Source organism: Streptomyces sp. NPDC002809, from assembly GCF_040295435.1.
Taxonomy (GTDB): Bacteria; Actinomycetota; Actinomycetes; order Streptomycetales; family Streptomycetaceae; genus Streptomyces.
In genome coordinates, this window is record NZ_JBEOVJ010000012.1 from 1 (window position 1) to 14,282 (window position 14,282).

11 protein-coding genes and 1 tRNA gene are annotated in these 14,282 nt (G+C 71.6%); 8 read left to right on the forward strand and 4 right to left on the reverse strand.

The window, feature by feature from the left end; genetic code table 11:
* Positions 1–107 precede the first annotated feature (107 nt).
* Positions 108–2,540, reverse strand: coding sequence for an SUKH-4 family immunity protein (locus tag ABT025_RS10395; protein WP_350992077.1), 2,433 nt, complete (start codon positions 2,538–2,540; stop codon positions 108–110).
* Between the two features lie 5 nt (positions 2,541–2,545).
* Positions 2,546–3,523 (reverse strand): SMI1/KNR4 family protein, encoded by a 978-nt coding sequence (locus tag ABT025_RS10400; RefSeq protein WP_350992079.1) that lies wholly within the window; start codon positions 3,521–3,523, stop codon positions 2,546–2,548.
* Between the two features lie 305 nt (positions 3,524–3,828).
* Between ABT025_RS10400 and ABT025_RS10405 the strand changes: the two genes are divergently transcribed.
* Together ABT025_RS10405 and ABT025_RS10410 are read left to right on the forward strand one after the other, a co-directional pair.
* Positions 3,829–4,362, forward strand: coding sequence for a YwqJ-related putative deaminase (locus tag ABT025_RS10405; protein WP_350992081.1), 534 nt, complete (start codon positions 3,829–3,831; stop codon positions 4,360–4,362).
* A gap of 10 nt (positions 4,363–4,372) precedes the next feature.
* Positions 4,373–4,906 (forward strand): SUKH-3 domain-containing protein, encoded by a 534-nt coding sequence (locus ABT025_RS10410; protein WP_350992082.1) that lies wholly within the window; start codon positions 4,373–4,375, stop codon positions 4,904–4,906.
* A gap of 103 nt (positions 4,907–5,009) precedes the next feature.
* On the opposite strand, the gene ABT025_RS10415 is transcribed toward ABT025_RS10410, so the two are convergent.
* Positions 5,010–6,311: a sensor histidine kinase gene (locus ABT025_RS10415; RefSeq protein WP_350992083.1), complete on the reverse strand. Its 1,302-nt coding sequence runs from the start codon at positions 6,309–6,311 to the stop codon at positions 5,010–5,012.
* Positions 6,312–6,510: 199 nt separating this feature from the next.
* Between ABT025_RS10415 and ABT025_RS10420 the strand changes: the two genes are divergently transcribed.
* The 6 genes from ABT025_RS10420 to ABT025_RS10445 all read left to right on the forward strand — a co-directional run bounded on the left by ABT025_RS10420 (position 6,511) and on the right by ABT025_RS10445 (position 11,300).
* A tRNA-Gln gene (locus ABT025_RS10420) sits at positions 6,511–6,582 on the forward strand.
* A gap of 109 nt (positions 6,583–6,691) precedes the next feature.
* On the forward strand, positions 6,692–8,140 hold the full coding sequence (gene glmU / locus ABT025_RS10425; RefSeq protein ID WP_350992084.1) for a bifunctional UDP-N-acetylglucosamine diphosphorylase/glucosamine-1-phosphate N-acetyltransferase GlmU: 1,449 nt from the start codon (positions 6,692–6,694) through the stop codon (positions 8,138–8,140).
* A gap of 120 nt (positions 8,141–8,260) precedes the next feature.
* The gene (locus ABT025_RS10430) at positions 8,261–9,235 is read left to right on the forward strand and encodes a ribose-phosphate diphosphokinase (protein WP_148019072.1); all 975 of its coding nucleotides are present in this window, start codon (positions 8,261–8,263) and stop codon (positions 9,233–9,235) included.
* A gap of 200 nt (positions 9,236–9,435) precedes the next feature.
* Entirely contained in the window at positions 9,436–10,023 is a 588-nt protein-coding gene (locus ABT025_RS10435; protein ID WP_350992085.1) for a 50S ribosomal protein L25/general stress protein Ctc, read from the forward strand.
* A 111-nt stretch (positions 10,024–10,134) separates the two neighbouring features.
* Positions 10,135–10,728, forward strand: a complete 594-nt coding sequence (gene pth / locus ABT025_RS10440) for an aminoacyl-tRNA hydrolase (protein ID WP_350992087.1) — start codon at positions 10,135–10,137, stop codon at positions 10,726–10,728.
* Positions 10,729–10,829: 101 nt separating this feature from the next.
* The gene (locus tag ABT025_RS10445; protein ID WP_350992089.1) at positions 10,830–11,300 is read left to right on the forward strand and encodes a hypothetical protein; all 471 of its coding nucleotides are present in this window, start codon (positions 10,830–10,832) and stop codon (positions 11,298–11,300) included.
* An 85-nt stretch (positions 11,301–11,385) separates the two neighbouring features.
* Here ABT025_RS10445 and ppc read toward each other — a convergent pair whose 3' ends face one another.
* Positions 11,386–14,115: a phosphoenolpyruvate carboxylase gene (gene ppc / locus ABT025_RS10450; protein ID WP_350992091.1), complete on the reverse strand. Its 2,730-nt coding sequence runs from the start codon at positions 14,113–14,115 to the stop codon at positions 11,386–11,388.
* Positions 14,116–14,282: the final 167 nt, after the last annotated feature.

Consider the following 14,282-nt stretch of genomic DNA (forward strand, 5'->3'; position numbering starts at 1 on the left):
GCCCCACCGCGCTGTCCCCGGACGAGGAACCCGAGATGTTCACGCCCATCCCGCTCTCCTCGGCACGGATCGAGGAGCAGGCCGGCACCACCGCGAAGAACGGCCCGTCAGATCAGCCCGTCCCACATCTGCTCCAGCAGCACCGACCACCAGCTCTCCGGCGACGCCAGCGCCGCCGGGTCCAGGGCCACCAGCTGCGCCTGGAAGTCGACCGTCCAGCGACCCGCCTGCTCAGGATTCAGCCCGAACCGCAGCCGCCACATCCGGCCCAGCAACGCCATGCAACGCGCGAACTCCGGCAGCCCCGTGTTCACGAACTGCGGCGCCACCGACTGCCCGCCCGGACCCGCCTCCACCGGCACGGCCACGATGTTCGCCGTCCCGTACTGCACACAGATCGCCCGGCCGAAGTCCGAGCCCATCACCAGATACGACCCCGCGTCAGGAGCCGCCTGCACCTGCCGCTGCGCGGCCAGCTCCGCCAGCGTCGGCACCACGGGCTGACCCGGCTGCGCCCAGAAGAACGGCCCGAAGTCGGCCGGCAGCCCCGCCCACACCAGCGTCCGCGCCACGATCTCCGGCACGCCCTGCCGGGACACGGCACGCTGATCGAAGCGCAGCACACCCTGCGGGCCGAACGTCTGGAGCATCTCCTCCGCGATCGCCTCCGGCGCCACCTGCATCGCGGGCGGCACCTGCGGCAGCGGTGCCCGCACCGGCGCCGGACGCGCCGGACCGTCCGCGACCTGGTGCAGCTCCCCCTGATGCGTGAGCAGGTGCTGCATGCCCTGCTGCCGGCTCGCGTGATCCGCACCGTACGGAGCGACGCTCGTGATCCGCACCTGCGGCCACGTCTCCCGGATCATCCGCGCGCAGTAACCACCCGGCAGCTCGCACGACTCCAGCTCCGTGTGCAGCTCGATGACCTGCTGCGGCGGCACGTTCATCGCCCGCAGCTCGTGCAGCATCTGCCACTCGGGGTGCGGAGTGCCCGGCGCCGAACGACGGATCAGCTGCTGCTCGCTGCCGTCCGGTGCGCGGTAGCGCAGCACGGCCTGGTAGCCGGGACCGACGGTCGGCTGACCGGCCGGCGCCTGCGGATGGCCGTACGCCGGCGGCGGGGTGTGACCGGGCGGCGGTACGGGACCGGGGGCCCCGCCCGACGAACCGCCCTGGCCCATCGGCGCACCCGGCGGACCCGGCGGACCGGGCGGGCCCGGCGGTCGCGGAGCCGACGGCCCGACCATGCCCGGTTCGGCGAACATCGTCGCGGCATGGTGCACGTTGCCACCACCGGGCGGCGGCGTGGAACCGGGGGGCGCCGGAGGCTGCGGCGCACCGGGAGCCCCGGGCGGCCTCGGAGCCGACGGCCCGACCATGCCCGGTTCGGCGAACATCGTCGCCGCGTGGTGCACGTTGCCACCACCGGGCGGCGGCGTGGAACCGGGCGGCGCCGGGGGCGCCGGAGGCTGCGGCGCACCGGGCGGACCCAGCTGCGACACGAGCTGCGTCGGCACGTACCCGCCCGCCGGAGCACCCGGCGTACCCGGCCCCGAAGGCGGCGGCAGCGGCGCACCGCCCGGCCGGGCACCCGGAGTGCCCGGGGCACCGGGCGGCGGCGGAGTCGTCGAGCCGCCACCACGCGCGCCGCGAGGCGGAACGACCGCCTTGCTGGTCGCCTCGTCCGCGATGTCACCGGCACGGGGCCCCGGACCGGCGGCACGGTTCGGCGCGGGCCCGCCCGGCACCGGAGCCGGCGGCGGAGCACCGGGACCGCCGTGCGCGGGCACGGGCGCGGGCGGGGCCGCGGGGCCGCCCCGCGGGGGCAGACCCGGGGCGATCGCCGTCGGAGGCAGCCCGCTGCCACCCGACATCAGCGCCGTCGGTGCGTCGGCCGGCACCACGCGGGGCGGTGCGCCCTCGTCGTCCGCACCCGAAAGCGGCGGCGCGAACACGGTGGCGGGCAACCCCACCTCACCCTCGTCGGAACCCGCGTTCGTGTCGGTACCCGCCCACGGAGTGGCCCCGACGGGCGGCTGCGGCGCGGACGCCCGCCCGTCCGAAGCAGCGGTCGGCTCATACGGAACCGGCCCTCCGTGCGCGGAAGGAGAAGGGGACGGGACCGCGGGCGGCGGCACCTGGCCGGCCGCTTCCGCCCGCCGGTCCGGGATACCCAGCTTGTCCGCCGCCTCCTGGAGCCACTCCGGCGGGCTCAACAGGAACGACGTCTGGTTCAGATCGATACGCTGCGGCGGCTCGGGGGCCGGCGGCGCACCGTCGGACGACCCGTACTCCTCCTCGTACCGCCGGATCACCTCACCCACCGGCAGCCCGGGCCACAACGTCGCCTCGCCGCTGTCCCGGGCGATCACCAGCCGCTGCCGGCCACCGTCCGACACCGGGCCCTCGGCGCGGTCCTCGGCCCACACCACGAAGCCCAGCTCGAACTCACGCACCCGCACCTCGCGGTGCTGGTACGCGGCGACGTCACCGTTGACCCACTCGTCCGCGCGCTCCTGCGCCTGTGCAAAGGTCACCATCGCGCTCACCCCTCCACCGGGACGGCACGCGCGAAGCCGCCGTCCACCATCAGGTTCGCCACCGTCTCCAGCTCCGGCGGATTGCCCGCGAGGCGCTGGAGGAACGCGTCGAAATCGGCGCCGCACGGCAGCAGCAGCCGGTCCACCCGCTCCTGGACGCTCCAGCCGTCCTGGTCACGCGCGTCGTCGTACGCACAGAACCAGACCGAACCGATGCCGTCCCCCCGGACCTTCACCGCGAGAATGCCGCCCTGGACGAAACCGACCCCGAGATAGTCCTTGGTCAGATGGTCCCGCAGGCATTTGTTCACGTACACCAGGTCGTTCACCCCGGCTTCCTCGCGCACCGTGAAGAACGGCTGGTCGACCAGAAGACCGAGCTCCGCGTCCAGGGCCGTACCCACCGGGGCCGAACCACCCGCCGCCTTCAGGAACGAGCGGTACGCGCCCGGCAGCCGGTAGCCGAGGTCCTCCTCGACCCCCTGGATCTGCTGTTCGCTCACCGCCACGGCGCCCTTCGGCAACCGGAAGTGCGCGGGCCGGGTCTCCTGCAGTGGACGCGTGCCCCGCTTGTTCTGGTCCACCGCGGTCGTCGCCAGGCCACCGTGGTGCCGCAGCAACGCCTTCACCTCGACCGGAACCAGCTCCATCCGCCGGCCGCCCGGCACGTGATGCCAGGTCCAGCCGTGCGGAGTGGCCACCGCGGGAATCGTGCCCCACAGCTCGTGCCCGCTCGCCGCCAGCGCCGCGTTCGCCGACACGTAGTCCGTGAGCCGCAGCTCATCAACACCGAAGCCCTGCGGAGGCTCTGCGATCTCCGCGGCGGCGCGCGCGTACTGCGCGAAGTCCGGACAGCCGTTCCCGTCCATACGCACACCTCTGGGGTGGCGGGACGCCCGGACCGGATCCGGGAAGTGCACGAGCTGCCCGGCGTAGGCCGCGTTCGGTGGCGCGGCTTGCTGCCCGAGCCGACCTGTCGTCATGGCGGTTGCCCCCTGCTGCGTCTGGCTGATGAGGACCGACCTGCCCACGGGGGCGGTCCAGGCACAGCCTATGCGGTGAGCCCGTAACAGACCCCGCCCCTCCGCCTCACGACCACATCCGTCACCAACCGTCACAACGGAGTGACGGACGGGCGACGAACAGGCCACTGAATCGCGACACGCAGACACGTTTCACCGACCCAGCTTTCACAGGACCCGACACATTTGGCAGGCTGTCACCCGCATACACGGGGGGCGTGCACATTCGGCAGCAGCCGCTGCGGGCACGGGAGGGACACAGCACCATGCACACCGCACACTCTGCACAGACCGTCACCACCGGGGACCCACGACTCAGCTGGAGCAGCAACGAGACCGGCCGCACCCCCCGGCTGACCCACCGCCGCGACGGCATCCTGCCCGCGGTGGCCGCAGCACTGTCCGTACGCGGCGAAACCCTCACCTGCACCGCGGGCAAGGGCGATCAGCCACCGGTACTCCACCACCTCGTCCAGGACTTCCTCGACACCCTCCCGAGCGGGCAACGCGAACGGTTCACCGGCCGCTGCCCCGAAGCCATACTGCTCTCCCGGCACCTCACCGCCGCCGAGACCGGCCGCTCAAAGCGTGCCCAGCGCAAGCCCCTCACCAACGGCGAGGCCCGGCGCGCGCTCAAGCACGCCCGGCTCACCGCACGCCGCATCCGCGAGGACGGCGACCCCCTCCACGGCAGCTACGCGGCGCCCTGCCGCTCCTGCTCCGTCATGCTCGCCCATTTCGGCGTACGTCCCGTCGACCTCACCACGACCGGAACGGCGACCACCGCCGAGAAGGGCTGACCACGCCCCCATGCGCGACCGAACCGACCTACCCGCACAGACAGGCCCGGCCGACCACGACCGCCACAGCTCCACCCGCTTCCCCGTCGCGGTCGACGCCGCCCTGCGCGCCGCCGGCTGGGAGCCCGGCCGCTGGGACATCCGCCAGGCCGAGGAGTGGGCGGACGCCCTGCGCTCCCACGCCTCACCCGCCGGACACCAGCACGCCGTCTTCCCGGCCGCAGTGGAGGCCTGGGCCGAATTCGGCGGACTGCACATCACCGCCACCGCACCGGGCCGGCAGATCGCACCGGCACCGGTACGGATCGACCCACTGAGCGGACTCCACCTGGCCCGGACCCTGGGAGACCTCGGACGCGCCCTGGAGACCGAGGTCGCACCCCTGGGCGAGGAAGGGGACGGACAGGCCGTCCTCGCCATCGACGCGGACGGACGGGTCTACAGCATCGACCACACCGGCGACTGGTACCTCGGGCCGGACATCGACGGCGCCCTCGCCACACTCGTCACCGGCATCCAGCCGGAACGCCTGGTCTCGGGCTGACGCCCGGTCAGAGGGCCGGAACCGGCCCCGGGCCGATGTCCGGCCCCGGGCCGACGGTCGATCCCGGGCCGACATCCGGCCCCGGGCCGGGGACGCGGCGCCGCTACGCCGCGTCGACGTCCGGCAGGACCGCCGACACCCGGAAGCCACCCGCGTCCGTCGGGCCCGACACGAAGACGCCCCCCAGCCCCAGCACACGTTCCCGCATGCCGAGCAGCCCGTTGCCCCCGCTGGGCAGCCCCGCGTCCGCCGTGGCCGCGTCCGACGGACCGTTCTCCACCTGCATGGCGACCTCGGACGCCCGGTGTGCCAGCCGCACCCACGTCTTCGCGCCCGCCGCGTGCTTGTGCACGTTCGTCAGGGCCTCCTGCACCACCCGGTACGCCGTCTGCTCGACCTCGGGGGCGTACGCACGCGCCTCGCCCTCCACGGACAGTTCCACCGTCATGCCCGCCGCCCGCGACTCCCCCAACAGGGTCTCCATCTCGTCCAGCCGCGGCCCGTCCTCCGTCGCCGCCGGCACCGCACGGCCCACGGAGGCGAGCGGCACCTTCGTCACCCGCGCCACCATCGGCTCGCCGGTGCGCAGCACACCGAGCATCTCGCGCAGCTCCGTCAACGCCTGTCGCCCCATGTCACCCACCAGCGCCGCGTTGCGCACCGCCTTCGCGGGATCCTTCGGCGCCACCGCCTGCAGAGCCGCCGCGTGGACCACCATCAGGCTCACCCGGTGCGCGACCACGTCGTGCATCTCACGGGCGATCCGGTTCCGCTCCTCCGTGCGCGCCCACTCCGCCCGCTCCTCCGCACGGTCGGCGAGCAGCGACAGTTCCCGCTCCAGCGAGTCCGCCCGCTCCCGCAGGCTCTCCATCAGCCGGCGCCGCGCCCCTATGTAGAGGCCGAACAGCACCGGCGGCGCGGTCAGGCCCACCGCCATGAAGAGGGACAGCATCGGGACGTACCAGTCGCCCGGACCGAAGTCCGCGTCGGCGTTGACACCCTGCCGCAGCCGCACGTACGTGACGATGAACGTCCCCACCAGCGACATGCTCATGAGCACCGCGGTGATCCGGCGCGGCACATCGGACGCGGCCAGCGTGTAGAGGCCGACCAGGCCCATCAGGAAGCCCATCTCTGCCGGCGTCGTCGCGATCGACACGAGCACCACGGCGATCGGCCACTTCCGCCGTACCAGCAGCACGGCCCCGGCGAACAGCCCGAACACCACCCCCAGCGGCACCGGCAGCCCGGTGTCCCCTGCGAAATCCACCCCTTCCAGCGCACACTCCAGCGCCGATACCAGCGCCAGTCCCACATCCAGTGCGACACTCCGTCGCCGTTCCCACCACCAGTAGCCGCGGGTGGTCGGTCCCGCCGCTTCCCGGTCTGCCCCCGTTGCGGTCATGGCATCCAGCGTACGGGCGGGTGCACCTCATTTTCGGGTGACCTGCGCAGCACGTCGCGCCGTCGAACGGATTCGAATGAGTGGTGGTCGTCCGAGCGAAAGGACAGACCTATACCGTCGCGTCGAAGGCCGGTGGTACGGCATAGTGTTGGGTGCCGATCCGGCGAACTGACGCAATGTCCGGTTAGATCGCCTTTGTTCCCCCATGGTGTAATTGGCAGCACAGTAGCTTTTGGTGCTATTTGTCCGGGTTCGAGTCCTGGTGGGGGAGCCTCTTGTCGCGGGCCCCGACCTCACCGGTCGGGGCCCGCACCCATGTCCGGCACAGCACCCCCCGGTATCCTGCGGATGTCCACCACCCGAAGCCGAAGGGCATATCCGTGAGCTCCGTACGCCCGGCAGCCGTCGTCGTCCTCGCAGCGGGTGAGGGCACCCGCATGAAGTCGAAGACCCCCAAGGTCCTGCACGAGATCTCCGGGCGCTCGCTCGTCGGACATGTCGTCACAGCCTCCCGCGAGCTGGACCCGCAGCACCTCGTCGTGGTCGTCGGCCACGCGAGCGAGCAGGTCACCGCCCACCTCACCGCCGCGGACGCCCAGGTGCGCACCGCCTACCAGGCCGAGCAGAAGGGCACCGGGAACGCGGTCCGTGTCGGGCTCGACGAGCTGGGCGGGACCGTCGACGGCACCGTGATCGTCGTCTGCGGCGACACCCCGCTGCTGTCCGGCGGGACGCTCGCCGCGCTCGCCGCCACCCACGCCGCCGACGCCAACGCCGTCACCGTGCTCAGCGCGGAGGTCCCCGACGCGACCGGCTACGGCCGCATCGTCCGCGACGCGGCGACCGGCGCGGTCACCGAGATCGTCGAACACAAGGACGCCACCGACGCGCAGCGCGCGATCCGGGAGATCAACTCCGGGGTGTTCGCGTTCGACGGGCAGCTCCTCACGGAAGCGCTCGGCAAGGTGCGCACGGACAACAGCCAGGGCGAGGAGTACCTCACCGACGTGCTGTCCATCCTGCGCGCTGCCGGGCACCGGGTGGGCGCGTCGGTGGCCGCCGACCACCGGGAGATCCTCGGGATCAACAACCGGGTACAGCTCGCCGAGGCCCGCATGCTGCTGAACCGGCGGCTGCTGGAGCGGGCGATGACGGCCGGCGTGACCGTGGTGGACCCGGCGTCCACGCTGATCGACGCCACCGTGACGTACGAGCGGGACGCGCTCGTGCACCCGGGCACCCAGCTGCTGGGGACCACGCACCTCGCGGAGGACGCCGAGGTCGGCCCGAACTCGCGACTGAAGGACACCGTCGTCGGGGCGGGCGCGCGGGTGGACAACACGGTCGCGGACGGGGCCGAGGTCGGTCCGGGCGCGACGGTCGGCCCGTTCGCGTACCTGCGGCCGGGCACGAAGCTCGGCGCGAAGGCCAAGGCCGGTACGTACGTGGAGATGAAGAACGCCACGATCGGGGAGGGGACGAAGGTCCCCCACCTGTCGTACGTCGGGGACGCGACCATCGGCGACCACACCAACATCGGCGCCGCGAGCGTCTTCGTGAACTACGACGGCGTGAACAAGCACCACACGACGATCGGCTCTCACTGCCGTACCGGTTCGGACAATATGTTTGTGGCGCCTGTCACGGTCGGGGACGGCGTCTACACCGCGGCGGGCTCGGTCATCACGAAGGACGTTCCGGCCGGTTCACTGGCCGTGGCCCGTGGCCAGCAAAGGAATATCGAGGGTTGGGTGGCCCGTAAGCGTCCGGGCAGCGCGGCCGCGCAGGCGGCCCAGGCCGCGGCAGAGGACACCGGCAGCGAAAGCTGACCGGAAACAGGTGCGCCGCGCACGGCGTACCGTGATAGATGCTCACCCCATTTCGGCTGGCTCGTTGCACATCGGGACATCTGCGTGCAGCGCCAGATACACGTCTGAGGAGACTGTGCTGTGACCGGGATCAAGACGACCGGCGAGAAGAAACTGATGTTCTTCTCCGGCCGCGCCCACCCCGAGCTGGCCGAGGAGGTTGCGCACCAACTGGGTGTGGGCCTCGTGCCGACGAAGGCCTTCGATTTCGCCAACGGTGAGATCTACGTCCGCTTCCAGGAGTCCGCCCGCGGCGCCGACTGCTTCCTGATCCAGAGCCACACGGCTCCGATCAACAAGTGGATCATGGAGCAGCTGATCATGCTGGACGCGCTGAAGCGCGCGTCGGCCCGTTCCATCACGGTGATCGTGCCGTTCTACGGCTACGCCCGTCAGGACAAGAAGCACCGTGGCCGCGAGCCGATCTCGGCGCGCCTGATCGCGGACCTGATGAAGACGGCGGGTGCGGACCGCATCCTCACCGTCGACCTGCACACCGACCAGATCCAGGGCTTCTTCGACGGCCCGGTCGACCACCTCTTCGCGCTGCCGATCCTCGCCGACTACGTCGGTGCGAAGGTCGACCGCTCGAAGCTGACGATCGTGTCGCCGGACGCCGGCCGGGTCCGTGTCGCCGACCGCTGGTGCGACCGTCTGGACGCTCCGCTGGCGATCGTCCACAAGCGCCGCGACAAGGACGTTCCCAACCAGGTCAGCGTCCACGAGGTCGTCGGCAACGTGAAGGGCCGGGTCTGTGTCCTGGTCGACGACATGATCGACACGGGTGGCACGATCTGCGCCGCCGCCGACGCCCTGTTCGCACACGGTGCCGAGGACGTCATAGTGACGGCCACGCACGGCGTGCTCTCGGGTCCGGCCGCCGACCGGCTGAAGAACTCGAAGGTCAGCGAGTTCGTCTTCACGGACAGCCTGCCGACCCCGGGCGAGCTGGAGCTCGACAAGATCACGGTGCTCTCGATCGCGCCGACCATCGCGCGCGCGGTGCGTGAGGTGTTCGAGGACGGCTCGGTCACGAGCCTCTTCGAGGAGCAGTAGGCCCTTCCGCCCCAGGGCGGAAGCGTCACAGAAGATCCACTTTGGGTGCGGCCTCCCCGCCGGGTAGACTCAGCGAGTTGCTCGGCGAGGGAGGCCGTACTCATAGGTACGGCGGTCCGTTATCGACGCGCTCTTCGTAGCAGGCCTGTCGTGGGCCGGGTGACCATCCGCAGTTTTGTCACCTTACGAGGAGTGCAGTCATGGCCGAGATCAAGCTCAACGCCGCGGTCCGTTCCGAGTTCGGCAAGGGCGCCGCCCGCCGTACCCGTCGCGCCAACCTGGTCCCCGCGGTCATCTACGGCCACGGCGCCGAGGCCGTCCACATCACGCTGCCGGCCCACGAGCTGCACCTCGCGCTCCGCACCGCCAACGTCCTGATCGGTCTCGAGATCGACGGCAAGGACGCCCTGGTCATCCCGAAGGCCGTGCAGCGCAACGCCCTCAAGGGCAACATCGAGCACGTCGACCTGCTGACCGTGAAGCGCGGCGAAAAGGTCGAGGTCGAGATCGCGGTGCACGTCGAGGGCGAGCTGGCCCCGGGCGGCAACCTCCTCGAGTACGTCCAGAACACCCTGCTCGTCGAGGCCGAGGCCACCCACATCCCCGAGTCCGTCACGGTCTCCGTCGCGGGCCTGGACGCCGGCGACTCGATCCTCGCCAAGGACATCCCGCTGCCGTCGGGTTCCGTGCTGGCCGGTGACGAGGACGCCGTCGTGCTCCAGGTCGTCGCCGCGCAGGCCGAGGAGCCGGCCGCCGAGGGCACCGAGGCCGCGAGCACCGAGGCCTGAGCCTCGCCCCACCTGCTTGACTGACGGGGCGGCGGTCTCCTTCCGAGGGGTCTGCCGCCCCGTTTCCCTGTCCCTGTCGCCACCCGCCCGTACGCGAGGAGACCCAGCGCGATGTCCGACGCCAACGACCCCTGGCTGATCGTGGGCCTGGGGAATCCCGGTCCCGAGTACGCGGCGAACCGGCACAACGTCGGTTTCATGGTCGCCGACCTGCTCGCGGAGCGGATCGGCGGGAAGTTCAAGCGGGCCCCCAAGGCCCAGGCACAGGTGCTGGAGGGCCGGATCGGCCCGCCCGGCCCGCTGAGCCGCCGGGTGGTGGTGGCCAAGCCGATGTCGTACATGAATCTGTCCGGCGGTCCGGTCTCCGCTCTGCGCGACTTCTACAAGGTGCCGCTCGACCACGTCGTGGCGGTCCATGACGAGCTGGACATCGACTACGGGACGCTGCGGCTGAAGCTGGGCGGCGGCGACAACGGGCACAACGGGCTGAAGTCGATGACGAAGTCGATGGGCCCCGAGTACCACCGGATCCGGTTCGGGATCGGGCGTCCGCCGGGGCGGATGCAGGTGGCGGACTTCGTACTGAAGGACTTCTCGTCCACGGAGCGCAAGGAGCTCGGTTTCCTCGTGGACCGGGCGGCTGACTCGGTGGAGTGTCTGCTGGCGGAGGGGCTGGAGCGCGCGCAGAGCGCGTACAACTCCTGAGCCGCGCGGGCGGTCCCGAATTCCGACATACCCACCGGTAAGTGGGCTGTTTTCGGCCACAGCTTGACCGCGCGCAGGGCCCTGGCCAAGGATCGGCCCCCATGAAGCGCAGCTCCTCCCACCCCGCCCTGCAGTACGGCCGAAGCGCGGCGCTCGGTTGCGTCGTCCTGCTGCTGCTCGTCGCGGGTGTGCTGTCCTCGTGGGACTCGGCGCATCACATCGTGCTGGCGAAGGGGCGCGAGCACGGGACGATGACGGTCACGGGCTGCGGGGCCGATGTCTGTACGGGCCCGTTCGCGCCGTCGGACGGGGCCTCGGCGCGTTCCCGGGTGACGGTGGACCAGTCCGTCGCGGCCCGTAAGGGCGACCGGTTCCCGGTCGTCGTGAAGCCCGGCACCGATGACGTGGTACGCACCGGGACGCCGGGCTTCCTGCATGCGTGGGTGCCGCTGGGCGGGGCGCTGGTCCTGGCCGCGCTGGTGATCGGCGGCGGTCTGCGGCTGCCCCGGACCGCCTGGGGCACCGGGATCGCGGGCGGGGTCCTGCTCGTGGCGACGTTCATCGCCCTGTGACAGGACCGCACCCGCGACCGCGTTGATTCAGCCGGTCAGCCGGTCAGCCGGTCACCCGGTGTCGCTGACCGGCCGGTGTCACTGATCAGCCGGTGTTGCGCAGACCCGCGGCGACACCGTTGACGGTGAGCAGCAGGGCGCGGGCGAGCAGCGGGTCGGCCTCCTCGCCGCGTTCGGCCGCCTGGCGCTGGCGGGCCAGCAGGGACACCTGGAGGTAGGAGATCGGGTCCAGGTAGGCGTCGCGGATGGCGAAGGTCTGCTGGAGCGCCGGGCTGGTGCCGAGCAGTTCGGTGTTGCCGGTGACCTTGAGGACTTCCCTCACCGTCAGGTCGTGCTCGGCCTCGATGGCGTCGAAGACGTGCTTGAGGTCGTCGGGGACGAGGGTGTCGACGTAGTGCCGGGCGATGCGCAGGTCGGTCTTGGCCAGGGTCATCTCGACGTTCGAGAGGAAGTTCTGGAAGAAGTGCCACTGCTCGTGCATCTCGTCCAGGACGGTGTCCAGACCGGCCTCGCGCAGGGCCTTGAGGCCGGAGCCGACGCCGTACCAGCCGGGCACGATCTGCCGCGACTGGGTCCAGCCGAAGACCCACGGGATGGCGCGCAGGCCGTCGAGCGAGACGCCCGAGCCGGGGCGGCGGGAGGGCCGCGAGCCCAGGTGCAGGTCGGCGAGCTGGTCCACCGGAGTGGAGGCGACGAAGTACGTCGGCAGGTCGGGGTCCTCGACCAGCTTGCGGTACGCGGCGTGCGCGGCGTCGGAGACGGTGTCCATGGCCGCGTCCCAGCGGGCCAGGGCCTCGTCGGACTGACGGGGTGCGGTGTGCAGCGCGGAGGCCTGGAGGGTGGCCGCGACGGTCAGTTCCAGGTTCTCGCGGGCGAGCGCGGGGATGAGGTACTTGTCGGAGATGACCTCGCCCTGCTCGGTCACCTTGATCTCGCCCTCCAGCGTGCCCCACGGCTGCGCGAGGATCGCGTCGTGCGAGGGGCCGCCGCCGCGGCCGACGGTGCCGCCGCGGCCGTGGAAGAGGCGCAGCCGTACGCCGTAGCGGTGGGCGACGTCGCGGAGCCGGCGCTGGGCGCGGTGGATCTCCCACTGGGAGGTGGTGATGCCACCGAACTTGCTGGAGTCGGAGTACCCGAGCATGACCTCCTGCACGTCGCCGCGGAGCGAGACGAGGCGGCGGTAGGAGGGGTCGGCGAGCATCTCGTCGAGGATGACGTCGGCGGCCTTGAGCTCGTCGGTGGTCTCCAGGAGCGGCACGATGCCGATCTTGGCCCAGCCGCCGTGCAGGTCGAGGAGGCCGGCCTCGCGGGCGAGGACGGCTGCGGCGAAGACGTCGTCGGCGCCCTGGCACATCGAGATGATGTAGGACTCGATGACCTCGGGGCCGAAGCGCTCGAAGGCTTCCTTGATGGTGTGGAAGACGCCGAGGGTCTTCTCGCCCGCGGCGTCCAGCGGGGCCGGGGTCGGGGCGAGCGGGCGGCGGGAGCGGAGCTCCTTGGCGAGGAGCTTCTGCCGGTAGTCGCGCGGCATGTCGGCGTAGCGCCAGGACTCCTCGCCGAGGCGGTCGAAGAGCTGGCCGAGCGCGTGGTGGTGGGCGTCGGCGTGCTCGCGTACGTCCATCGTGGCGAGCTGCAGACCGAACGCCGAGAGCGTACGGATCGTGCGGTCCATCCGGCCGTCGGCGACGATGCCGCCCCGGTGCTCGCGCAGCGAGGTCTGGATGAGGGCCAGGTCGGCGATGAGCTCGGCGGTGCCCAGGTAGTCGCAGCCGGGGCGGTGCGGGGTTCCGGAGGCGAGGCGCTCGCGGGTGTTGACGAGCTTCTGCCGGATGCAGGTCGCCTTGAGCCGGTAGGGCTCCTCCGCGTTCAGCCGCTTGTAGCGGGGGCTGATCTCCGGGAGTGCCTCCAGGTCGGCCTGGAGGGAGCCGAGGAGCTCGTCGGTGGCTCCGGTGTAGCGGATGGAGTTGGAGAGCAGTCCGCGCAGCTGGTCGACGAGTTCGAGGGCGTCGGTGATGCCGTGCTCGTGCTGGAGGATCAGCACCTCCCAGGTGACGGCGGGCGTCACGTTGGGGTTGCCGTCGCGGTCGCCGCCGATCCAGGTGCCGAAGGTGAGCGGGCGGGTGCCGGCGGGCAGTTCGACGCCGACGCGCTCCAGCTCGGCGGCCAGGTCCTCCAGGACGTCGCCCACGGCGTTGGCGTGGAGCTCGTCGAGGTAGTAGATGGCGTTGCGGGCCTCGTCGGCCGGCTCCGGACGGACCACGCGCAGCTCGTCGGTCTGCCAGATGAGGTCGATGTTCTCGGCGAGCCGGATGTCCTGGCGGCGCCGGTCGGCCTCGATGACCGGGGTCTCCAGGAGTGCGGCGATGCGGCGGAGCTTGTTCAGTACGGAGCGCCGCGCGGCCTCGGTGGGGTGCGCGGTGAAGACGGGCCGTACGTTGAGGTTCTTGACCGTCTCGCGCAGGTGCTCGGGGTCCGCGTCCTTGAGCCGGTCGGCGGTCCGGGCGAGGAGTCCGCCTTCGGCGGCGCGCCGGTCGCGCATCTCGTGGGCGCGGTGGACCTGCTCGGTGACGTTGGCGAGGTGGAAGTAGGTGGAGAAGGCCCGCACGAGCTGTGCGGCCGTCTCCAGGTCCGTGTCACCGAGGAGTTCGGCCGCGGCCTCGCCGTCGGTGCGGGTCAGGGCGCGGACGCGCTCGACGAGGTCGAGGAGCTCCTGCCCCTCCTGACGTACGAGGGTCTCGCCCAGCAGGTCGCCGAGGCGGCGGATGTCGGCGCGCAGCTCGGTGCTGGCGGCAGGGGTCTGGTCGGCACTGCTCACAGTGTGCGGCTCCTTGCAGTGGTTGAGCACGGGATCCGGGGCCCGCGGCTGGCAGCGGTGCTGACGCAACCCCCCGGGTGGCAGGGTGCGGACCGCGCTGTCCGACCTCTCCAGGATAGGTGTCCGTGCTTTCGGTGCTGTTCGCGCCCCGAGAGGTGCCCGCCTGT

Coding starts and splice junctions, on each gene's coding strand:
- ABT025_RS10395 (WP_350992077.1), bottom strand. CDS start 2,540: ATGGTGACCTTTGCACAGGCGCAGGAGCGCGCGGACGAGTGGGTCAAC.
- ABT025_RS10400 (WP_350992079.1), bottom strand. CDS start 3,523: ATGACGACAGGTCGGCTCGGGCAGCAAGCCGCGCCACCGAACGCGGCC.
- ABT025_RS10405 (WP_350992081.1), top strand. CDS start 3,829: ATGCACACCGCACACTCTGCACAGACCGTCACCACCGGGGACCCACGA.
- ABT025_RS10410 (WP_350992082.1), top strand. CDS start 4,373: ATGCGCGACCGAACCGACCTACCCGCACAGACAGGCCCGGCCGACCAC.
- ABT025_RS10415 (WP_350992083.1), bottom strand. CDS start 6,311: ATGACCGCAACGGGGGCAGACCGGGAAGCGGCGGGACCGACCACCCGC.
- ABT025_RS10435 (WP_350992085.1), top strand. CDS start 9,436: ATGGCCGAGATCAAGCTCAACGCCGCGGTCCGTTCCGAGTTCGGCAAG.
- pth (WP_350992087.1), top strand. CDS start 10,135: ATGTCCGACGCCAACGACCCCTGGCTGATCGTGGGCCTGGGGAATCCC.
- ABT025_RS10445 (WP_350992089.1), top strand. CDS start 10,830: ATGAAGCGCAGCTCCTCCCACCCCGCCCTGCAGTACGGCCGAAGCGCG.